This window comes from Enterobacter sp. fkY84-1 (genome assembly GCF_052974705.1).
Map to the genome: position 1 here is coordinate 1,676,525 of NZ_CP169393.1, position 21,569 is coordinate 1,698,093.

22 protein-coding genes, 2 tRNA genes and 1 other RNA gene are annotated in these 21,569 nt (G+C 53.9%); 15 read left to right on the forward strand and 10 right to left on the reverse strand.

The features are described 5' to 3' along the window. Nucleotides 1-16 precede the first annotated feature (16 nt). The 3 genes from efeO to phoH all read left to right on the forward strand — a co-directional run bounded on the left by efeO (nt 17) and on the right by phoH (nt 3,722). A complete protein-coding gene (gene efeO, locus ACEPLT_RS07855; protein WP_021240800.1) occupies nt 17-1,144 on the forward strand; it encodes an iron uptake system protein EfeO in 1,128 nt (375 codons plus the stop codon). Nucleotides 1,145-1,149: 5 nt separating this feature from the next. Continuing rightward, nucleotides 1,150-2,433, forward strand: coding sequence for an iron uptake transporter deferrochelatase/peroxidase subunit (gene efeB / locus ACEPLT_RS07860; RefSeq protein ID WP_232928382.1), 1,284 nt, complete (start codon nt 1,150-1,152; stop codon nt 2,431-2,433). Nucleotides 2,434-2,933: 500 nt separating this feature from the next. After that, nucleotides 2,934-3,722, forward strand: a complete 789-nt coding sequence (gene phoH / locus ACEPLT_RS07865; RefSeq protein ID WP_024908976.1) for a phosphate starvation-inducible protein PhoH — start codon at nt 2,934-2,936, stop codon at nt 3,720-3,722. A gap of 153 nt (nt 3,723-3,875) precedes the next feature. Here phoH and ACEPLT_RS07870 read toward each other — a convergent pair. The 3 genes from ACEPLT_RS07870 to ACEPLT_RS07880 all read right to left on the reverse strand — a co-directional run bounded on the left by ACEPLT_RS07870 (nt 3,876) and on the right by ACEPLT_RS07880 (nt 5,669). Further along, nucleotides 3,876-3,963: transfer RNA gene (locus tag ACEPLT_RS07870), tRNA-Ser, on the reverse strand. Between the two features lie 147 nt (nt 3,964-4,110). Then, a complete protein-coding gene (locus ACEPLT_RS07875; RefSeq protein ID WP_232928384.1) occupies nt 4,111-4,788 on the reverse strand; it encodes an isochorismatase family protein in 678 nt (225 codons plus the stop codon). Nucleotides 4,789-4,808: 20 nt separating this feature from the next. Beyond that, nucleotides 4,809-5,669: a pirin family protein gene (locus tag ACEPLT_RS07880; protein ID WP_023327088.1), complete on the reverse strand. Its 861-nt coding sequence runs from the start codon at nt 5,667-5,669 to the stop codon at nt 4,809-4,811. A gap of 109 nt (nt 5,670-5,778) precedes the next feature. Between ACEPLT_RS07880 and ACEPLT_RS07885 the strand changes: the two genes are divergently transcribed. Next, nucleotides 5,779-6,684 carry a LysR family transcriptional regulator gene (locus ACEPLT_RS07885; RefSeq protein WP_023292808.1) on the forward strand — a complete coding sequence of 302 codons (906 nt, stop codon included), beginning with the start codon at nt 5,779-5,781 and terminating at the stop codon, nt 6,682-6,684. Nucleotides 6,685-7,000: 316 nt separating this feature from the next. On the opposite strand, the gene ACEPLT_RS07890 is transcribed toward ACEPLT_RS07885, so the two are convergent. Together ACEPLT_RS07890 and ACEPLT_RS07895 are read right to left on the reverse strand one after the other, a co-directional pair. Then, nucleotides 7,001-7,137: non-coding RNA, RtT sRNA (locus ACEPLT_RS07890), on the reverse strand. 45 nt (nt 7,138-7,182) lie between these two features. Next, a tRNA-Ser gene (locus tag ACEPLT_RS07895) sits at nt 7,183-7,270 on the reverse strand. Nucleotides 7,271-7,502: 232 nt separating this feature from the next. Between ACEPLT_RS07895 and ghrA the strand changes: the two genes are divergently transcribed. The 4 genes from ghrA to ACEPLT_RS07915 all read left to right on the forward strand — a co-directional run bounded on the left by ghrA (nt 7,503) and on the right by ACEPLT_RS07915 (nt 10,418). Then, entirely contained in the window at nt 7,503-8,441 is a 939-nt protein-coding gene (ghrA, locus tag ACEPLT_RS07900; RefSeq protein ID WP_232928386.1) for a glyoxylate/hydroxypyruvate reductase GhrA, read from the forward strand. 84 nt (nt 8,442-8,525) lie between these two features. Then, nucleotides 8,526-9,263 (forward strand): phosphatase, encoded by a 738-nt coding sequence (locus ACEPLT_RS07905; protein ID WP_008500850.1) that lies wholly within the window; start codon nt 8,526-8,528, stop codon nt 9,261-9,263. A gap of 21 nt (nt 9,264-9,284) precedes the next feature. Next, entirely contained in the window at nt 9,285-9,839 is a 555-nt protein-coding gene (locus ACEPLT_RS07910; protein WP_021240794.1) for a TorD/DmsD family molecular chaperone, read from the forward strand. Nucleotides 9,840-9,935: 96 nt separating this feature from the next. Further along, nucleotides 9,936-10,418 (forward strand): DUF1097 domain-containing protein, encoded by a 483-nt coding sequence (locus ACEPLT_RS07915; RefSeq protein ID WP_074168345.1) that lies wholly within the window; start codon nt 9,936-9,938, stop codon nt 10,416-10,418. Between the two features lie 43 nt (nt 10,419-10,461). Here ACEPLT_RS07915 and csgG read toward each other — a convergent pair whose 3' ends face one another. From csgG to csgD, 4 genes are read right to left on the reverse strand one after another with little or no spacing between them, the layout of a single operon-like run. Continuing rightward, entirely contained in the window at nt 10,462-11,295 is an 834-nt protein-coding gene (gene csgG, locus ACEPLT_RS07920) for a curli production assembly/transport protein CsgG (protein WP_008500847.1), read from the reverse strand. Nucleotides 11,296-11,321: 26 nt separating this feature from the next. Next, the gene (gene csgF, locus ACEPLT_RS07925) at nt 11,322-11,735 is read right to left on the reverse strand and encodes a curli production assembly/transport protein CsgF (protein WP_008500846.1); all 414 of its coding nucleotides are present in this window, start codon (nt 11,733-11,735) and stop codon (nt 11,322-11,324) included. A 23-nt stretch (nt 11,736-11,758) separates the two neighbouring features. Then, a complete protein-coding gene (gene csgE, locus ACEPLT_RS07930) occupies nt 11,759-12,148 on the reverse strand; it encodes a curli production assembly/transport protein CsgE (RefSeq protein WP_021240791.1) in 390 nt (129 codons plus the stop codon). A 4-nt stretch (nt 12,149-12,152) separates the two neighbouring features. Then, entirely contained in the window at nt 12,153-12,803 is a 651-nt protein-coding gene (gene csgD / locus ACEPLT_RS07935; RefSeq protein WP_021240790.1) for a biofilm master transcriptional regulator CsgD, read from the reverse strand. Between the two features lie 763 nt (nt 12,804-13,566). On the opposite strand from csgD, the gene csgB reads away from it, so the two are divergent. The 5 genes from csgB to ymdB all read left to right on the forward strand — a co-directional run bounded on the left by csgB (nt 13,567) and on the right by ymdB (nt 16,039). Further along, complete coding sequence (gene csgB, locus ACEPLT_RS07940; protein WP_008500843.1) at nt 13,567-14,022, forward strand: curli minor subunit CsgB; 456 nt, start codon at nt 13,567-13,569, stop codon at nt 14,020-14,022. 41 nt (nt 14,023-14,063) lie between these two features. After that, on the forward strand, nt 14,064-14,516 hold the full coding sequence (gene csgA / locus ACEPLT_RS07945) for a curli major subunit CsgA (protein WP_008500842.1): 453 nt from the start codon (nt 14,064-14,066) through the stop codon (nt 14,514-14,516). 61 nt (nt 14,517-14,577) lie between these two features. Beyond that, nucleotides 14,578-14,910 carry a curli assembly chaperone CsgC gene (csgC, locus tag ACEPLT_RS07950; RefSeq protein WP_023343744.1) on the forward strand — a complete coding sequence of 111 codons (333 nt, stop codon included), beginning with the start codon at nt 14,578-14,580 and terminating at the stop codon, nt 14,908-14,910. Nucleotides 14,911-15,070: 160 nt separating this feature from the next. Next, complete coding sequence (locus ACEPLT_RS07955; RefSeq protein ID WP_008500840.1) at nt 15,071-15,391, forward strand: type 1 fimbrial protein; 321 nt, start codon at nt 15,071-15,073, stop codon at nt 15,389-15,391. A gap of 105 nt (nt 15,392-15,496) precedes the next feature. Then, on the forward strand, nt 15,497-16,039 hold the full coding sequence (gene ymdB / locus ACEPLT_RS07960; RefSeq protein WP_008500839.1) for an O-acetyl-ADP-ribose deacetylase: 543 nt from the start codon (nt 15,497-15,499) through the stop codon (nt 16,037-16,039). Between the two features lie 34 nt (nt 16,040-16,073). On the opposite strand, the gene mdoC is transcribed toward ymdB, so the two are convergent. Next, nucleotides 16,074-17,213, reverse strand: a complete 1,140-nt coding sequence (gene mdoC, locus ACEPLT_RS07965; protein WP_008500838.1) for a glucans biosynthesis protein MdoC — start codon at nt 17,211-17,213, stop codon at nt 16,074-16,076. A 254-nt stretch (nt 17,214-17,467) separates the two neighbouring features. Between mdoC and mdoG the strand changes: the two genes are divergently transcribed. After that, nucleotides 17,468-19,021 (forward strand): glucans biosynthesis protein MdoG, encoded by a 1,554-nt coding sequence (gene mdoG, locus ACEPLT_RS07970; RefSeq protein WP_021240787.1) that lies wholly within the window; start codon nt 17,468-17,470, stop codon nt 19,019-19,021. Beyond that, on the forward strand, nt 19,014-21,542 hold the full coding sequence (gene mdoH / locus ACEPLT_RS07975; RefSeq protein ID WP_232928388.1) for a glucans biosynthesis glucosyltransferase MdoH: 2,529 nt from the start codon (nt 19,014-19,016) through the stop codon (nt 21,540-21,542). Before mdoG ends, mdoH begins: the two co-directional genes overlap by 8 nt. Nucleotides 21,543-21,569 lie beyond the last annotated feature (27 nt).

Here is a 21,569-nt window from a genome sequence, read left to right on the forward strand (position 1 = left end):
TTTAAAGGGAAGAGTCATGGCAATTCAGTTCCGTCGTAGTGCGTTATGCGCAGGCATTGCCGCGCTGTTCGCTTCTGCATTCTCCGCCTGGGGCGCGGATGTTCCACAGGTTAAGGTCACCGTCAACGACAAGCAGTGTGAGCCGATGACCCTCACGGTGAACAGCGGTAAAACCCAGTTTATTATTCAGAACCACAGCCAGAAGGCGCTGGAGTGGGAGATCCTGAAAGGCGTTCTGGTGGTGGAAGAGCGTGAAAATATCGCCCCTGGCTTCAGCCAGAAGATGACCGCCAACCTGCAGCCGGGCGAGTATGAGATGACCTGCGGCCTGCTGACCAACCCGAAAGGGAAGCTCATCGTCAAAGGTGAAGCGACGGCCGATGCGGCGAAAGGTGCTGCGGTGCTGAGCCTGGGCGATGCAATTACCGCGTATAAGGCGTACGTCACGAAAGAGACGGCGGAGCTGGCGACGGCAACCAAAGCCTTTACCGATGCGGTGAAGGCCGGGGATATCGAAAAAGCGAAATCCCTCTATGCGCCAACCCGTCAGCACTACGAGCGCATCGAGCCGATCGCCGAGCTGTTCTCTGACCTTGATGGCAGCATCGATGCCCGTGAAGATGATTTCGAGCAGAAGGCCGCCGATCCGAAATTCACCGGTTTCCACCGTCTGGAGAAAGCCCTGTTTGGCGACAACACCACCAAAGGGATGGAGAAATACGCTGAGCAGCTGAACAGCGACGTGCTGGAGCTGCAAAAGCGCATCAGCGAGCTGGCCTTCCCGCCGTCTAAAGTGGTGGGCGGTGCGGCCGGTCTGATTGAAGAAGTGGCCGCGAGCAAAATCAGCGGCGAAGAAGATCGCTACAGCCATACCGACCTGTGGGACTTCCAGGCTAACGTCGACGGCGCGCAGAAAATTGTTAACCTGCTGCGTCCTCAGCTGCAGAAAGAGAACGGCGAACTGCTGGCGAAAGTGGACGCCAACTTCAAAAAGGTCGACACCATTCTGGCGAAGTACCGCACCAAAGACGGGTTTGAGACCTACGATAAGCTGACCGATGCCGACCGTAACGCGCTGAAAGGCCCGATTACCGCCCTGGCGGAAGATCTCTCCCTGCTGCGTGGCGTACTGGGTCTGGACTAAGCACGATGGATAAGCACAACGAGAGTGACGTGGCAGAGCCTTCCCGTCGTCGGCTGTTAAAAGGGGTAGGGGCGCTGGGAGGCGCGCTTGCTCTGGCTGGCGGGTGTCCGGTGGCGCACGCGGCGAAACCGCAAAGCGCGCCCGGCACGCTGTCACCCAACGCCCGCATGGAGACGCAGCCGTTTTATGGCGAGCATCAGGCGGGCATTCTGACGCCGCAGCAGGCGTCGATGATGCTGGTGGCATTTGATTCGCTGGCCAGCGATAAAGCCGATCTGGAACGTCTGTTCCGCCTGCTGACGACGCGCATCGCGTTTCTGACCGCCGGTGGACCGGCGCCCGATACGCCGAACCCGCGTCTGCCGCCAATGGACTCCGGCATTCTGGGGCCTTTCATCGCCCCGGATAACCTGACCATTACCGTTTCGCTGGGTGAATCGCTGTTTGACGCGCGCTACGGGCTGGCAAAACAAAAGCCGAAGGCGCTGCAAAAAATGGCGCGCTTCCCGAATGATTCCCTGGACGCCGCCCTCTGCCACGGCGATCTGCTTCTGCAGATTTGCGCCAATACGCAGGACACGGTAATCCACGCCCTGCGCGACATCATTAAGCACACGCCGGATCTGCTGAGCGTGCGCTGGAAGCGGGAAGGGTTTATCTCTGACCACGCCGCCCGCAGCAAAGGGAAAGAGACCCCGGTGAACCTGCTGGGCTTCAAGGACGGCACGGCCAACCCGGACAGCCATGATAGTGCGCTCATGAAGGAGGTGGTGTGGGTCACTGCCGATCAGGGCGAACCGGCATGGTCGGTGGGCGGTAGCTATCAGGCGGTGCGCATTATTCAGTTCCACGTGGAGTTCTGGGACCGTACGCCGCTCAAAGAGCAGCAGACGATCTTCGGTCGCGATAAGCAAAGCGGGGCACCGCTCGGCATGAAGAACGAGCATGATGTGCCTGACTACGCCCGCGATCCGAATGGCGACGTGATTGCGCTGGACAGCCATATTCGTCTGGCCAATCCGCGTACCAAAGAGACGCAGTCCAGTCTGATGATGCGTCGGGGATACAGCTATTCGCTCGGCGTGACCAATTCCGGTCAGCTCGATATGGGGCTGCTGTTCGTCTGCTATCAGCACGATCTCGAGAAGGGGTTCCTGACGGTACAGAAGCGCTTAAACGGCGAAGCGCTGGAAGAGTACATTAAACCTATCGGCGGCGGCTATTTCTTTGCCCTGCCAGGCGTGCGCGACAGCAACGCGTATCTCGCGCAGGGTCTTATTGAAGCCTGATAATTGTCCCCGCAACCGTTCGCGGGGACATTATTTTTTCATATGACTATCCTGCTGTTATATTTCTGTAATATTTCTATATGAGACTGATTTCAACTGTAGGGACAGTCCTAAAAGTTGCATTCAGGTAAAATAAATGTTGCATTTATGATAACTCCTGATGTACTTAAGATAAGACAGCGGTAGTTCCCGGCAGTGATGCTGAATCACTATGGAGATCGCGAATGGTTGCGTCCTGTACTGGACAAGGTAAACATAACAACCGCAGCACCCGGCGCGGAGGCTCAGACTCCGGCAGCGATTTCCTCACCACTAAATTTACCCCCCTTCCTCAAGAATCTGATTCGACCGACGTGCAGAACGGTGCGCGTAGCTGTTCCGTATCGTCATCCGATAGTGCAAGCAATGGCTTACAAGGAAGCCAACCCTCTGATGTTCGTGCGCATAATCGTGCCGACGCTGGCGCGTGTGATGAATACCAACAACTCAAGGTGCTATCCATGGGAAGACAAAAAGCAGTGATCAAAGCTCGTCGCGAAGCAAAACGTGTGCTGAGACGGGATTCACGTAGCCATAAACAGCGTGAAGAAGAATCGGTCACCTCGCTTGTGCAGATGAGTGGCGTAGAAGCAATTGGCATGGCCCGTGACAGCCGTGATAATTCTCCAATTGTGGCGCGCAATGAGGCTCAGGCGCACTACCTGAATGCTATCGAGAGTAAACAGCTCATCTTTGCAACCGGTGAAGCCGGATGCGGGAAAACCTGGATCAGTGCAGCCAAAGCGGCGGAAGCGCTGATCCATAAGGACGTGGAGAGAATCATTGTTACCCGTCCGGTACTGCAGGCTGATGAAGATCTCGGCTTCTTGCCCGGTGATATTTCGGAGAAGTTTGCCCCGTACTTCAGGCCCGTCTATGACGTGCTGGTGAAGCGGCTGGGTGCATCCTTCATGCAGTACTGCCTGCGGCCAGAGATTGGCAAGGTGGAAATCGCGCCGTTCGCCTATATGCGCGGACGTACATTTGAAAATGCGGTCGTCATTCTTGACGAGGCTCAGAACGTGACCGCTGCGCAAATGAAGATGTTTTTAACGCGCCTCGGGGAGAACGTGACGGTTATCGTTAACGGCGATATTACCCAGTGTGACCTGCCGTCCGGCGTGAAATCCGGACTGAGCGACGCCATGTCACGTTTTGAGGAAGATGAGATGATTGGGGTGGTACGCTTCACCAAAGAGGATTGCGTGCGCTCGGCGCTCTGCCAGCGCACGCTGCAAGCGTATTACTGAGTGTGCAGTTGCGTTCAAGGCCCGGGAAACCGGGCTTTGTTTTATGTGCAGGCATGTTGTCGGGTGGCGCTGCGCTTACCCGACCTACAATACTGCATGCGTGCAGTATGCGAAAAAAAAGCCCGCATTTTCATGCGAGCTCTTCTTTAAAGATGGCGGTGAGGGGGGGATTCGAACCCCCGATACGTTGCCGTATACACACTTTCCAGGCGTGCTCCTTCAGCCACTCGGACACCTCACCATATTGTTTTGCTGCCTGACCGCGTGGGGGTCAACGGGGCGCTACTATAGGGAGTTGCGCTGACACGGTCAAGCAGATTTTCAGCTTTAGTGCCTGTTCGGTTAAGCAATAATCAGCTCCACGGTTTTTACGCCGCGGAGCAGGGGATTAACGCTGTGAATCGAGCACTTCGCTGTTTTTAACCACTTCCTGTGCTTTGCTGTAGCTTTCGATCAGCAGCTGATAAGCCGGGAAGATGTGGGTGTACACTTCCGCCCACTCCGCTGCATCTTCACGGTTCCAGGTATGCTGGATCTCAGAGGCCACCGCCGCCGTATCCATCGGGACCACACCGGCCTGTACCACGCGCGCCAGCGTGATCTCCTGGGCCATTTTGCTGTAGGTGCCGGAGGCATCAATCACCGCAAACACCTTATACCCGTCCGCAACCGCGCTGATCGACGGGAAGGCCATGCAGACGCTGGTAATGGTACCCGCAATGATCAACGTCTTACGCCCGGTGGCTTTTACCGCCGCCACGAATTCCGGGTTATCCCAGGCGTTGATCTCGCCTTTACGGGCAACATATTGCGCATGCGGCGCGTTGGCGTGGATCTCCGGGATAAGCGGTCCGTTCGGCCCTTGCGGGACGGATGCGGTGGTGATCACCGGGATCTTCGCCAGGGTAGCGATTTTTGCCAGCGCTGCCGCACGGGCACGCAGTTCCGGCATTGGCATATCCCCAACGGTCTGGAACAGACCGCTCTGGTGATCGATAAGGAGCATCACAGCATCGTTCACATCGATGACCGGACGGGTTCCATTAAAGTTCGCAGGTGTAGACATGTTCTTCTCCTTTATTACGTTCAGAGCTGGCCGAAGCGGCCGGAATTGAAATCACGAATGGCTTCGTTGATTTCGGCTTTACTGTTCATCACAAACGGGCCGTAGCCCACGATTGGTTCATTCAGCGGCTCGCCGGCCATCAGCAGCACTTTTGCATCGCTGTTCGCTTCCAGGTGCAGTTTGTCGCCTTCCTGACTTAACACGACCAGCTGGGCTTCACCCGCCTGAGCGGTACCGTTTACCGTGATGCTGCCTTCAAGCACGACCAGCGCCGTGCTCCAGCCTTCCGGCTGAGCGAGCGTCAGATGGCTTCCCTGGTTCAGCGCGATGTCCCAGACGTTGAGCGGCGAGAAGGTGTGCGCCGGGCCGGTCACCGTGTCGTAGCGACCGGCAATAACCCGCAGCGTTCCACCGTCGTCGGGCAGCGTCACCACCGGGATGTCGGCTTTCGTGATGCTCTGGTAGCCCGGTGCGGCCATCTTGTCTTTCGCCGGCAGGTTGACCCAAAGCTGCATCATTTTGAGTTCCCCGCCTTTCTGCGAGAACGCGCTGGAGTGAAACTCCTCGTGCAAAATGCCAGCGCCGGCGGTCATCCACTGCACGTCGCCGGGCCCAATGACGCCGCCTTTCCCCGTGGAGTCGCGATGCTCCACTTCACCGGAATAGACGAGAGTGACCGTTTCAAAACCCCGGTGAGGGTGTTGGCCTACGCCGCGTTTCGCACCGTCTGCCGGAAAGGTGTACGGGCCCGCGTAGTCCAGCAGCAGGAACGGGCTGAGCGGCTCGCCGTGCGTCTGATAGGAGAACATTGAACGGACCGGGAAACCGTCGCCCACCCAGTGCTGACGAGGAGCGGTATAAACGCCAGTGATGTTTTTCATGATTAACTCCTGATGTTCTGTTGATGTAATTAGCTTATATTCAGGGTTAATATCCCGGTAGATAGCGAAAATGGCATTCACTGTTCTGAAAATAGAACGATGAGGATTTATGCAGGATCTCAATGACTTCGTCTGGTTTGTGAAGGTAGTGGAGTACGGGGGGTTTGCGGCGGCGGGAAGAGCGCTTGACCAACCCAAGTCCAAACTGAGCCGCAGGATCGCGCAGCTGGAGGAGCGGCTTGGCGTACGGTTGATACAGCGCACGACGCGGCAGTTTACGGTGACGGAAGTGGGGCACACTTTCTATCAGCACTGTAAGGCAATGCTGATAGAAGCAGAAGCGGCAGAGGAGGCCGTTGCTGCGCTGCAGGCTGAGCCGCGCGGCGTCGTCAGGATCACCTGTCCCGTCACGTTACTGCACGTCCACGTGGGACCGATGCTGGCGCGGTTTATGGCGCGCTACCCCGGGATTAATCTCCAGCTTGAGGCCACCAATCGTCGGGTCGATCTTGTTGGCGAAGGTATTGATGTGGCTATCCGCGTGCGTCCGCGTCCGTTTGATGACAGCGATCTGGTGTTAAGGGTGCTGGCTGACAGGGGGCATTGCCTGGTGGCAAGTCCGCAGTTGATTGAACGTATGGGTAAACCGCGAATGCCTTCCGAGCTCAGTGAATGGCCTGGATTAAGTATGGGGGCCGGTAAACAGGTGCATAAATGGGAGCTCAGTGGTCCAGAAGGGGCGAAAGCGGAGATCCACTACACACCGCGCTTTATTACCACCGACATGCTGGCACTGCGGGAAGCAGCGATGGCGGGCGTGGGCGTTGTACAGTTGCCGATATTGATGGTGAAGGATCAGCTTGCGTCAGGGGAACTGGTACGGGTGCTGGACGCGTGGGAACCCCGACGGGAAGTGATTCACGCGGTTTATCCTTCGCGGCGCGGCATGCTGCCGTCGGTCAGGACGCTGGTGGATTTTCTGACTGAAGAGTATGCGAAGATGGTGGAGGAGTAGCTTTTTGTAGGTCGGGTAAGCGCAGCGCCACCCGACATAAAGAGCGCAGGGAGTTTCAAGGTTCGAATTCCCCCCTTTCGGAGAATATAAAAGAAAAAAGCCCGTACTTTCGTACGAGCTCTCATCTCAAATATGGCGGTGAGGGGGGGATTGACTCGCTTCGCTCGCCCTGCGGGCAGCCTGTTCGCGACGCTCACAGTCTGTCCAACTGGCTGTCGCCAGTTGTCGAACCCCGGGCGGGGATTCTCATCCCCCCTGCATGCGTGCAATATGCGAAAAAAAAGCCCGCATTTTCATGCGAGCTCTTCTTTAAATATGGCGGTGAGGGGGGGATTGACTCGCTTCGCTCGCCCTGCGGGCAGCCTGTTCGCGACGCTCACAGTCTGTCCAACTGGCTGTCGCCAGTTGTCGAACCCCGGTCGGGGATTCTCATCCCCCCTGCATGCGTGCAATATGCGAAAAAAAGCCCGCATTTTCATGCGAGCTCTTCTTTAAATATGGCGGTGAGGGGGGGATTCGAACCCCCGATACGTTGCCGTATACACACTTTCCAGGCGTGCTCCTTCAGCCACTCGGACACCTCACCATATTGTCATCCCATTGTTGACGGGACGGGCGCTAATGTAAGGAAAAGCCGAACTGCCGTCAACTCACTTTTTCAGTAATTTAGCGCGTTTAGACAAACTTCAGGCAACATGATTCTTAATTGTGCTGAAAGCGTCTTTTTTATCAGCAACACAGCCGCGCAATAAATTTGTTATGCTGACAACCTCGTTAAAAAGCAAAATAAATCAGCGCAATAAAAGGCAGGAATGACTATGGATATACTTTTCTATCACCCCACGTTTGATACGGCCTACTGGATCGAGGCGCTCACGGCAGCTTTACCCGACGCACGCGTTCGCGAGTGGAAGCGTGGAGATAACGAACATGCTGACTATGCGCTGGTCTGGCATCCGCCGGTAGAAATGCTCCAGGGCCGTAAGCTGAAGGCCGTTTTTGCGCTGGGGGCGGGCGTGGATTCCATTCTGAGCAAGCTGAAGGCGCACCCTGACATGCTGCCGGAAGCGATTCCCCTGTTCCGCCTGGAAGATACCGGCATGGGCCAGCAGATGCAGGAATATGCCGTCAGCCAGGTGCTGCACTGGTTCCGCCGTTTTGATGACTATCAGGCCTTTAAACAGCAGGCCCACTGGGAGCCGCTGGCGGATTACCGTCGCGAAGACTTTACCATCGGCATCCTCGGTGCGGGCGTGCTGGGCTCAAAAGTGGCTGAAGCGCTCGCTCCGTGGGGCTTCCCGCTGCGCTGCTGGAGCCGCAGCCGTAAGGACTATCCGGGCGTAGAGAGCTTTGCCGGAACGGATGAGCTTCCGGCCTTTCTGAACGGCACGCGCGTGCTGATCAACCTGCTGCCCAACACGGCGGAAACGGTAGGAATCATCAATGAAACCTTGCTCAACCAGTTAGCCGATCAGAGCTACCTGATGAACCTGGCGCGCGGGGTGCATCTGGTCGAGACCGATCTGCTGAAGGCGCTGGACAGCGGAAAGCTAAAAGGCGCCATGCTGGATGTCTACAGCCGTGAGCCGCTGCCGGTGGAAAGCCCGCTGTGGGCACATCCGCGCGTGGCGATGACCCCGCACGTGGCCGCCGTGACGCGTCCGGCAGAAGCGGTGGCGTACATATCCCATACCATCAGCGAAATGGAGAAGGGTAACGCGGTCACCGGCCAGGTTGACAGACAGCGCGGCTACTGAGAGAAACCCGGCGTTCGCCGGGTTTTTGCTAATATTCGCCGCTGATAACTGCTATCCTTTGGAAAAACCGCAGAGGAGAGAGAGATGTATCCCGTTGACCTGCATATGCACACCGTCGCCAGTACCCACGCGTATAGCAACCTCCATGATTATATCGCCCAGGCGAAGCTGAAAGGCATTAAGCTGTTCGCGATCACCGATCATGGTCCGGACATGGCGGATGCGCCGCACTACTGGCATTTTGTGAATATGCGGATCTGGCCACGTCTGGTGGACGGCATTGGGATTCTGCGCGGCATAGAGGCGAATATCAAAAATACCGACGGTGAGATCGACTGCACCGGGCCGATGCTGACGTCTCTGGATCTTATCCTCGCAGGTTTCCACGAGCCGGTTTTTGCACCTCAGGATAAAGAGACCAACACCGCGGCGATGATTGCCACCATTGCCAGCGGCAATGTGCACATTATCAGCCACCCCGGCAACCCGAAGTACCCGATTGATATTCAGGCTGTCGCGCAGGCGGCAGCGAAGCACCGCGTGGCGCTGGAGATTAATAACTCCTCCTTTGTTCACTCGCGCAAGGGCAGTGAAGCCAACTGCCGCGAAGTGGCCGCCGCCGTACGCGATGCGGGCGGCATGGTGGCGTTGGGTTCGGATTCCCATACCGCCTTTACGCTGGGTGATTTCAGCGAGTGCCTGAAAGTGCTCAATGACGTTAACTTCCCGGAAGCGCAAATCCTGAACGTGACTCCGCGCCGCATGCTCGATTTCCTCGAATCGCGCGGCATGGAGCCGATTGCCGAATTTGCCGATCTTTAATTGTGTAATGGAATAATAAAAATGAACGAGTTTTCCATCCTTTGCCGCGTGCTGGGTACGCTCTATTATCGCCAGCCGCAAGACCCGCTGTTGGTTCCGCTCTTTACGTTGATTCGTGAAGGTAAGCTGGCGGAGAACTGGCCGCTGGAACAGGATGATTTACTGGCGCGTCTGCAAAAAAGCTGCGACATGCAGCAGATTGCGACCGATTACAATGCGCTGTTCGTCGGCGATGAGTGCCGCGTTTCGCCATACCGTTCTGCCTGGCAGGAAGGGGCGACGGAAGCGGAAGTCCGTGCTTTCCTCTCCACGCGCGGTATGCCGCTAAGCGATACGCCTGCGGATCATATCGGTACGCTGCTGCTGGCCGCTTCCTGGATTGAAGATAACGCCGGGGATGATGAGAACGAAGCCATCGAAACGCTTTTCGAAACGTACCTGCTGCCGTGGGTCGGAACATTCCTTGGGAAAGTCGAAGCCCACGCCGCCTCGCCATTCTGGAGAACGCTGGCACCGCTGACCCGCGACGCAATTGCGGCGATGTGGGATGAGCTGGAAGAAGAGAACGAAGAGTGATTTGGATCACGTAAATCCTGCAACGCCGCATTTCAATTTGCACATAATGTGCTTCTGATCGCATTTCTATGGTGCGCTTCTGCTAAGATGCGCGCCATGAACATATTACTTTGTATCGCAATAACAACGGGCATTCTCTCCGGGCTCTGGGGATGGGTGGCCGTATCTCTCGGATTGCTCAGCTGGGCTGGATTCCTTGGCTGTACGGCCTATTTCGCCTGCCCGCAGGGGGGCGTCAAAGGGTTCTTTATCTCAGGCTGCACGCTAATGAGCGGGGTTATCTGGGCGCTGGTGATCATGAAAGGCAGCGCGCTGGCGCCGCATCTGGAGATGCTGGGGTACATCATGACGGGCGTTGTTGCCTTCCTGATGTGTATTCAGGCTAAGCATCTCCTGCTTTCGTTTGTGCCGGGCACCTTTATCGGGGCGTGCGCGACCTTTGCAGGGCAGGGTGACTGGAAGCTGGTCGTTCCTTCCCTGGCGCTGGGGTTGCTGTTTGGCTATGCCATGAAAAACAGCGGTCTTTGGCTGGCGTCGCGGCGGGAAAAAGCGCAAGACATCACGGCGGTGAGCGAATAAAAAAAGGCGAGATAATCATCTCGCCTTTTTTATGCGCTTCCTGTCAGGATTCCGGAGGGACTGACATATCGCGGTATTTAACCAGTATCGGGTTCTGCACGTCTGCTTTGTTTTGCAGATCCCACAGCCCGCGGTCAATACCGTCGTTGATTAAGAAGATCACGCCGGTTTCAATGGCCGACATCAGACACATCATGACCGGCTCGTTAGAGGTGTAGCCAATTTCACCCTCCAGCAAACGCTGGTAATCGATGAAGCGGAATACCCCTGCCTGAACTTCATAAGACAGGATGGTTTTGCTGGTGTTCACCGAAGAGAGCACTTCGCCTGTACTGACGTTGACCACACGCAGGTTAACGGCGATTTGGTCGAGCTGGTACTGGGTATCCGCACCGATACCGAAGTACCGCGCGCCCGCACCACCCGATTTAACGTTACTTTCGTAACCAATAATCGATCCTTCAATCATCACGTTCGCTGCCGCCAGAGATTCCAGAGGCGTGCGGTTATTGGCCGCGACGGTACCATTCTCCTGTGCGGCACGAATGATTTTCCGTTCATTCAACAGGTTCTGAAGACCCTGACGTTCCAGCGGAATAAACCAGCGCGAATCCTTGAGCGCGGTAACCAGCATCGCGGTGGCACTTTGCGGCACGGCCGTGGAGAAGTTACTTGCCGGGTAAGGTTTGAATTGCCCGGTTTCATCCTGAATGTTGTATACGGAGACAAATATTTTCCCCGTTGGAGCAGGTAAATGCGTTAAATCACGATAACTCTGGGCCCGAGGCATTAATGTTGGTTTTGCAGCTTCTTTAGGTGGAGCAGTTAAACAACCGCTCAATAAGCACACTGCAACAAATATCAGGAAGCGCTGCATGATCGTTGTCCTTATTTAGCTATTGTTTAAAAGTCAGTTGAATTACTTTGTAGACCGGAAACCTGAATAGTGGAGATCCTTCCGGTTTTACGATCGGTCACGTTCAGCTGAAGCTGTCCATCGGTGTTGGCGATATCAACGATAAAATCGTTGGTCACCATTCTGCCGGGTTTGCCGGTATTAATGTTGGTCAGTAACCCGCCTAAAATCTGCGACTGGATAGCCTGAGTGAAGTTGTCCAGTGCGGATGGGGTATCAACGCTAAAATCCTTTAAGCTTGGGTCCTTATAGGAGTTTTGCGCCTGCGCTTCATTCAGCAGAAAGGCACCGTTGTTAGGGTTACCGCCAAAGTTAGGGTTACGGAACTGAAACGTCATATTTCCGGCCCAGCTTATAGGTGTTATTAGCATTATCGAAACAACTGCATATGCAATACGCATGACAGCCTCCGCATATCGGTTCGCTAGAACTCGTCTTTAGCTAAATCGCTGGTGCTTAATAGGGCTTTATCTATTTGCAGGCGATTAATAGCGTCTTCTGATTGGGCCAGTGCCAGGGCTACGTTTTTATCGAAGTCCATTTTAGTGGGGAATAAAAACGTTTGATAAATAACGTACTGATTGGTCGTTATTGTTATCCAACTTCCCCATCGTGCACTGGGCCGCTCGTTGATTGTTATATTTCCGGTATAAGTACTGTCCCATTTGTCACTGAAGGCTCGATAAAAACTGTGCCCGACCGATGAGACAGTGTGGTCTGTTAACAATCCGGGAACTTCGACCTCGACGGCCTTCAGATTCCCGGCAGCGAGCAGGAAACTCGCTGCGGCGATCCAACTCAACGTGCGCTTCATGTGATTAACGCCTGAGGTTATCGTTTGCCCACGAAACCGCCTGAGTTCGGTTTTTTACAGCTATCTTCTTGAAAAGATTATAAAGGTGCGTCTTTACCGTATTTTCGCTGATAAATAACGAACGGGCGATTTCAATATTTGAAGCACCAATGCGTAACTTATTCAGGATCTCTTTCTCACGGTGCGTGAGCAGTGCTGACTCTGAGCTGTTATAGCGATAATTTCCGGAGTGCGTGATGAGGTAGCTGGCCAGCTTTTGCGAAAAATAACACTCTCCGCGCAATATGCCTTGCAGACCCTCAACTACCCGGTCTTCTTCTTCCGTGACGTAGAACACGCCATTGATATGCGGCCAGCTTTCAATATCCCTGAAAGGATATTCATCAGGCGTATTCAATAATAGCACGCGGATATTATTGTTTTTCCTGCTTAAAATATCTTGCCAGTAGTGGATGAGCTTTTTATCAGCTTCCATCATATCGAACAGAATGATGCTGCCAGGTGCAATATCATCAAAAGAACGTTGAATATTATGCAATTTCCCGTTCAGTGATAAAGATTGCTTTAAATGTTGTAATAACGCTGTCGCTTGCAAAGAAGGTTTTGTGATCAACAGTAATGTATGACCATGTAAACTATGGACTTCATTATACATGATGAAACCCCACTTTTTTTTGGCACCTGGCAGCTGTCCTCCTGTTTAATAGAGGACACCAGAAGTACTGACAGATGTTGCACTGCTGTGTGTAGAATCAGACCATAACCTCCACGGGGAGGTAAATATAAAACCAATTTCGTACATCTAATTTCAATCTAGCTTTTACGAAGTTTAAAGCAAGTGTTAAACATGTAACCGAATGTAAAAATCAATATTAATTTGTGAAAATCACTTGTGATGAATGGCGAGAAATGATGAGAAAGTTGTACATCTAAATAGAGATGCACAGTTTTTAAAAATCATACAAATATTTATATTTCATTGATTATTAGGTATATTTATTATTTTATGCGAACGATAAAACAGTATGAGGTACAGATTATTTCTAAGCCCATAAATGCGCGGTTGTCTGGCTTAAGAAAACGGGCTTCGTGTCACGACTGTGAAAAAGTGTCCTTCTGCCGTTACGTTTAAACAACGCGAGAAGACGGGTGGACAGCCTTCGCCTCGTTGTACAACCTGATTGTTGGACAGGGGAAATAAAAAATATAAGCTGGCCTGAGTAAAGTGATTTTTGTCGTAAATTACGACTTTGTGGTGATCCGAAAAATAAAAATAAGCCGCGCGGGTGAGATATTTAAAATGTTTCAGCGGACATACTCTTCACCGTAACGACGCGTTAACACAATACGCATCGTTTTTACAAGTAACACGGTTATAGGTTATGGCGTGATTAAATAACCAGGTCCAGGGTGACAACATGAAATACACATCGTTATTTATGGTGTTTACATTACTGGGTGCGCCTGGATTTGTAACCGCAGCGAATTCAGATTTAGCCAATGCTGAATATAACTTTGCGGTTAACGAATTAAGTCTTTCATCACTCAATCAGGCAGCCATTATTGGTCAACAGGGTGTTTTTAATGACGCTCAGGTTCGCCAGGAAGGTTCAAAACTCTTGTCCATTGTTTCACAGGATGGGGCGGGCAACAGAGCAAGAGTTGATCAATCAGGGAGTTACAATATAGCCTGGATCGATCAGAGCGGTACCGCGAATGATGCAGGTATTACGCAAGAGGGATACGGTAATAGCGCGAAAATTATCCAGAAAGGGTCGGGTAATAGAGCAAATATTACGCAGTACGGTACGCAGAAAACCGCAGTTGTAGTGCAGAAACAGTCGCAAATGGCGATTAACGTTATTCAACATTAGCGCATTCGCGACGATTTTAATCAATCCGATGGGGGTTTACCATGAAATTTCTCAAAGTGGCAGCGCTTGCAGCAATCGTAGTTTCTGGTAGTGCTATGGCGGGTTCTATTAATCAGGGCGGCTGGGGCCATGGGCATGGTCATGGCGGATACAGTGGCCCAAATTCAACCCTGAATATTTATCAGGACGGTGGCGGTAACTCCGCGGTTGCTCTGCAGACAGACGCCAGAAATTCCGTGCTGAATATTACCCAGAAAGGTGGCGGTAACGGCGCTGACGTTGGTCAGGGTTCTGATGACAGTAAAATCAACCTGACCCAGAAAGGATTTGGCAACAGTGCAACACTGGATCAGTGGAACAGCAAAAAATCTGTTATGAACGTTAGCCAGTCCGGCGGCTTTAACGGCGCCCTCGTCGACCAGACTGCCTCTAACTCTACTGTCAACGTTACCCAGATTGGTTTTGGTAACCACGCGACAGCTCATCAGTACTGATACTGAAATCTGTGCTACAAAAAAACAGGGCTGATGCCCTGTTTTTTTTCGGGAGTTCATCATGAATACCTTAATTCTTCTTGCCGCGCTTTCCAGCCAAATAACTTTCAAAACGTCGCAGCAGGAAAATATGACCACCATTATTCCTCAGGTCACCCTGGCGCAGCCGTGTGATTGTCAGGTTCAGATTGTTTCCGTTCGGGAAGGGCAGGGGGGACAAAGTTCGTCCCGACAGCAAAATACCCTTTTTATACCCGCTAATCAGACGATTGATTTAATGCGCCTGAGTTTAAATATTAATGCGGGAGACACGGTAAAAATCGTTGTCACCGTTTCAGACGGTAAATCGCTTCATTTATCACAGCAGTGGTCGCCAGCGGAACGTTCGCTTTAATCATTCATGAAATCAATGTGTTGCGAATGTGGCGGGTCTGTGCCGTTGAGCTATGCTGATATCAGGGATCAGGTCATTATGTTCCTTAACGTGAGACTTCGTTTGTCATAATGAAGTGCGTTTACCCCTCAAGGACGATTTTCATTGAGGAGTACCGATAATGAACCACTCTTTCGCTCGACTCGTGACGGGTCTGGGCCTGATTGTTTCTGTTTTTAGCCTCCCGGTTTATTCGGCTACCATTGTGAACGGTGGCGTTATTCATTTTCGCGGTGCCATTGTTGCAGACCCCTGTGAAGTTACGCCGCAGCAGAGACAGTTTGCTATGTCCTGTCCGGATAATAATCGTATGCAAACGCGCATGGTCAGTTATGAAGAGGCGCTTAATGGCAAAGTGTCCGATTCAGATCTGGTGTCGCTCCGCATGAAATACCTTAACCCTGAAAAAACGCTCGCGGTTGTCGAAATCCAGTATCGATAGCGTTCTCTCTTCCGCTTTGTGCGGAAGAGGATTTTTTCTGATAGTTTTTTCTCCCTGGCAGCCCTGCGATACACTTAATAAAAAGGCGGGTTGCAGAGGGGCTTTATGAAACCGCAAATTGAAGTTATTCATGGTGATATTACGACCATGCACGTCGACGTCATCGTCAATGCGGCCAATCCCTCCCTGATGGGGGGAGGCGGTGTGGACGGGGCTATCCACCGGGCTGCCGGACCGCAGCTGCTGGAAGCCTGCAAAACCGTACGGCAACAGCAGGGCGAATGTCCTCCCGGCCATGCGGTCATTACGCTTGCGGGCGATCTGCCTGCCAAAGCGGTGATCCACGCCGTAGGGCCTGTCTGGCACGGTGGCGATCGGCACGAGGCGAGTATTCTGGAAGAGGCTTACCGGAACTGTCTGCGGCTGGCTGCCGACAACGGCTATAAAACAATGGCGTTCCCGGCCATCAGTACGGGGGTGTATGGCTATCCTAAGGCGGCTGCCGCTACGATCGCCGTCGACACCGTTTACCGCTATCTGTCGCTAAAACCGATGCCTGAGAAAGTAATCTTTGTCTGTTTCGATGAAGAAACCACCCACCTTTATCAACGGTTGCTGACCCAGCGCGGGCAGGAACTGGACACCTGAAGCAAACGCGGCGCACTGAGTGCGCCGCGGTTGTTTATGAGGCTTTTACCTGAGGTTTTCCTGAGAAGAGGAAACGCAGAAGCGGGATCCGCAGGTGGATTTCATAGAGCACGATCGCAATCCCCACGACAAACACCAGACCGGTAAAGAAGCCCAGCGTGTTGGAGGCGATATGCGGGGTGATGTAAGCCCCGAAGAAGAGCGTGAGCGGGTGATGCACCAGATAAATAAACAGCGACGCATTCACGAAGTAGGTCACGCGGCTGGACTTAAAGTTCAGCAGGCGGTGGCCGAGCGCGAATACTACGTTCACCATCCATAAACCCAGCAGCATGGTGATCACGCTTTCCGTTTCGTACATCCAGGCGTCACCGCTCCCGTAGCGCTGGTTCAGCAGATAGGCCGCGAACGCGATGGCCGCACCAACAGCACACCACGGTGACGGGGTAGTAAACAGCGCTTTCAGCTTCGGGTAAATAAACGCCAGCGCGCCAATTAAAAAGAACGGAATGTAGAAAAGGGACTGCATCACCACAAAATTAAACAGGCCGTCGCTCAGTATCGGTGGATAGACGATAAACAGGATGCGTCTCACCGCGGCGTAAGCGATACCCAACAGCAAGAAGAGCACCGACAGTTTGCCCAGCGTAACGGTGGCGAAAAAGGCGTCAGCTCTCGAACTCAGGTGGTGACGCAGGCGGCTGAAAATGAACAGGCTCACCGTAGTGAGCACCACCAGGACCAGCAGGAACCACAGGTGAGACACCAGCTCCCAGACCAGCGTATTGTACTTTTCATACAGTGACAGATTCGGCCAGTTTTCCGCTTTGCCTTTGACGTACTGCAGCATAATGAACTGAGGCAGCGTCAGTAGCGGAATCGCGGTCAGCATGGGGATCCCCACGCGCTCGACGCGCACCTTCCACCAGCGTTTAAGCGGGTATCGCAGAAACAGCATGTAAGAGAAATAGCCGGAGATGACAAAAAACACCTGCATACGGAAGGCGTGAATAAAGTCATTAAACAGCGTCAGCCACCAGGAAGGCATCTGGCTATTCACATGCCAGGTGTGGCTGGAGTAAATCAGTGATATGTGAAAAGGGATCCCCAATAGCATCAGCCATGCCCGGATCGAGTCGAGGAAATATTCACGTTCTGTTGGTGTTGTGCTCATATAACGTTGTGCATTCTCAGACTTTTCGTCTTATCCCTAAGACTCATAATGGTTACATTCGAAAGCAACCCTACACCAAGACCGACACCCTGTCTCCAGGATAAGCACGCAAAGTGAATAATGGGTTCTTTCATTTGCTTAATCCATGAGCCAGCAGCTGAACAAAGCAGTGATAATGTTGTCGGATTGCCTGAGTTTCCATTAAAATGGATCGGATCGATATAAGCACACAAAGGGGGAAGTGCTTACTTATTATGAAACATAAACCACAAATGATGAAAATGCGTTGGTTAGGTGCTGCAGTGGTGTTATCACTGTATACCTCATCGGCACTGGCCTTTAACATCGACGATGTCGCAAAACAGGCAAAATCGATGGCTGGCAAGAGCTACGAAGCGCCGAAAAGTAACTTGCCCTCCGTTTTCCGCGATATGAAATATGCGGACTATCAGCAGATCCAGTTCAATCATGACAAAGCCTACTGGAGCAACATCAAGACCCCGTTCAAGCTTGAGTTTTATCATCAGGGTATGTATTTCGACACGCCTGTTGCCATCAACGAAGTGACGGCCACAGCGGTACGTAAGATCAAATACAGCCCGGATTACTTCAATTTTGGCAATGTGCAACACGACAAAGATACGGTGAAAGACCTGGGCTTCGCAGGCTTTAAGGTGCTTTACCCGATCAACAGCAAAGATAAAAACGACGAAATCGTCAGCATGCTTGGTGCCAGCTATTTCCGCGTGATTGGCGCGGGGCAGGTATACGGGCTTTCTGCGCGCGGACTGGCGATTGATACCGCGCTGCCATCAGGTGAAGAATTCCCACGTTTCCGTGAGTTTTGGATTGAACGTCCAAAACCAACGGATAAACGTCTGACCATTTACGCGCTGCTGGATTCACCGCGTGCGACCGGCGCCTATCGCTTTGTGATTATGCCGGGTCGTGACACCGTGGTTGACGTGCAGTCCAAGGTTTACCTGCGTGATAAAGTGGGCAAACTGGGCGTTGCACCACTGACCAGCATGTTCCTGTTTGGGCCGAACCAGCCGTCTCCGGCCACTAACTTCCGCCCGGAACTGCACGACTCCAACGGTCTGTCTATTCATGCCGGTAACGGAGAGTGGATCTGGCGTCCGCTTAACAATCCGAAACATCTGGCGGTGAGCAGCTTCGCGATGGAAAACCCGCAAGGTTTTGGCCTGCTGCAGCGTGGCCGTCAGTTCTCCCGCTTTGAAGATTTGGACGACCGCTATGACCAGCGTCCAAGCGCCTGGGTCACGCCAAACGGTGACTGGGGTAAAGGTAAGGTTGAGCTGGTTGAGATTCCAACCAACGACGAAACCAACGATAACATCGTGGCTTACTGGACGCCGGATCAGCTGCCGGAAGCCGGTAAAGAGATGAACTTCAAGTACACCATCACCTTCAGCCGCGACGAAGATAAGCTGCATGCGCCGGATAACGCGTATGTGATGCAGACTCGCCGTTCAACGGGTGATGTGAAGCAGTCTAATCTTATCCGTCAGCCTGACGGTACCGTGGCCTTTGTCGTGGACTTTACAGGCCAGGATATGAAGAAACTGTCACCGGACACCGCCGTTGCCGCTCAGGCCAGCATCGGTGATAACGGTGAAATCGTTGAGAATACCGTGCGCTACAACCCGGTAACCAAAGGCTGGCGTCTGACCCTGCGCGTGAAAGTGAAAGATCCGAAACAGACCACTGAAATGCGTGCTGCGCTGGTCAGTAACGATCAGCCGCTGAGTGAAACCTGGAGCTATCAGCTACCTGCCAATGAATAATACATCTGAATATATTGATGCCATGCCGCTGACGGATATCGAAAAAGCGGCACTGCCTAAGAGCGACATCCGCGCGGTTCACACCGCGCTGGATGGTGAACATCGTCAGTTTTCCCGTGATGATGATACGCCGCTGGGGTCAGTAAAGGCACGTCTGGAGCAGGCCTGGCCGGACTCGCTGGCAGAAGGGCAGTTGATTAAAGACGACGAAGGGCGCGATCAGCTTCAGGCGATGCCGAAGGCCACGCGTTCCTCAATGTTCCCCGATCCGTGGCGCACCAACCCGGTGGGCCGCTTCTGGGATCGCCTGCGCGGGCGTGATGTGACGCCGCGCTATCTGTCACGCCTGACGAAAGAAGAGCAGGCTTCCGAACAGAAATGGCGTACCGTGGGGACCCTCCGTCGCTACATCCTGCTGCTGCTGACGCTGGCGCAGACGGTCGTCGCGACCTGGTATATGAAAACCATCCTGCCGTATCAGGGCTGGGCGTTCATCAACCCGATGGACATGATGGGCCAGGATCTCTGGGTCTCCTTCATGCAGCTGCTGCCGTATATCCTGCAGAGCGGCATCCTTCTGCTGTTCGCGGTTCTCTTCTGCTGGGTCTCGGCCGGTTTCTGGACCGCGCTGATGGGCTTCCTGCAGCTGCTGATGGGGCGTGACAAATACAGCATTTCGGCGTCAACGGTCGGGGATGAACCCCTCAATCCTGAGCACCGTACCGCGCTGATTATGCCTATCTGTAACGAAGACGTTGACCGCGTGTTTGCGGGCCTGCGTGCCACCTGGGAGTCCGTGAAGGCGACCGGCAACGCGGAGCATTTTGACGTTTACATCCTGAGCGACAGTTACAACCCGGATATCTGCGTGGCAGAACAAAAAGCGTGGATGGAGCTGATTGCAGAAGTGCAGGGCGAAGGGCAGATCTTCTACCGTCGCCGCCGCCGTCGTGTGAAGCGTAAAAGCGGTAACATCGATGACTTCTGCCGCCGCTGGGGTAACCAGTACAGCTACATGGTGGTGCTGGATGCTGACTCCGTCATGAGCGGTGACTGCCTGAGCGGTCTGGTGCGTCTGATGGAAGCCAACCCGAACGCGGGTATCATTCAGTCTTCACCAAAAGCGTCGGGAATGGACACGCTCTATGCGCGCTGTCAGCAGTTCGCCACCCGTGTTTACGGGCCGCTGTTCACGGCAGGTCTGCACTTCTGGCAGCTGGGTGAATCCCACTACTGGGGTCACAACGCCATCATCCGCGTGAAGCCGTTCATTGAGCACTGTGCGCTGGCGCCGCTGCCGGGCGAGGGTTCGTTTGCCGGCTCTATTCTGTCGCATGACTTCGTAGAAGCGGCGCTGATGCGTCGTGCTGGCTGGGGCGTCTGGATTGCCTACGACCTGCCGGGATCGTACGAAGAGCTGCCGCCGAACCTGCTGGACGAGCTCAAGCGTGACCGCCGCTGGTGTCACGGTAACCTGATGAACTTCCGCCTGTTCCTGGTGAAAGGGATGCACCCGGTTCACCGCGCGGTGTTCCTGACGGGCGTGATGTCTTATCTCTCCGCACCGCTGTGGTTTATGTTCCTTGCGCTCTCCACAGCGCTGCAGGTCGTCCATGCCCTGACGGAGCCGCAATACTTCCTGCAGCCGCGCCAGCTGTTCCCGGTGTGGCCGCAGTGGCGTCCGGAACTGGCGATTGCGCTGTTTGCCTCCACCATGGTGCTGCTGTTCCTGCCTAAGCTGCTCAGCATCATCCTGATCTGGTGCAAAGGCTCGAAAGAGTACGGCGGTTTCTTCCGCGTGACCCTTTCACTGTTGCTGGAAGTGCTGTTCTCCGTGCTGCTGGCACCGGTGCGTATGCTGTTCCACACCGTGTTCGTGGTCAGTGCGTTCCTGGGCTGGGAAGTGGTCTGGAACTCACCGCAGCGTGATGACGACTCCACGCCGTGGAGCGAAGCCTTTATGCGCCACGGTTCTCAGCTGCTGCTGGGTCTGGTGTGGGCGGCCGGGATGGCGTGGCTGGATCTGCGCTTCCTGTTCTGGCTGGCGCCGATTGTCTTCTCGCTGATCCTGTCGCCGTTTGTCTCCGTGATCTCCAGCCGTTCGACGGTAGGGCTGCGGACCAAACGTTGGAAGCTGTTCCTGATCCCGGAAGAGTATTCCCCGCCGCAGGTGCTGGTAGACACCGATCGTTATCTCGAGCAGAACCGCAATCGCACGCTGGATGACGGCTTTATGCACGCCGTATTTAACCCGTCATTCAACGCCCTGGCGACGGCAATGGCGACGGCGCGCCACCGCGCCAGCCAGGTGCTGGAGATTGCCCGCGATCGTCACGTTGAGCAGGCGCTGAACGAGACCCCGGAAAAACTCAACCGTGACCGTCGTCTGGTCCTGTTGAGCGACCCGGTTACGATGGCGCGTCTTCACTTCCGCGTATGGTCCGCTCCGGAGCGATACTCTTCGTGGGTAAACTACTATAAAGAACTGAAGCTGAACCCGCTGGCGTTGAAGGCGAAGTAAGTGGTTAAGTAGGGCAGGTAAGCGAAG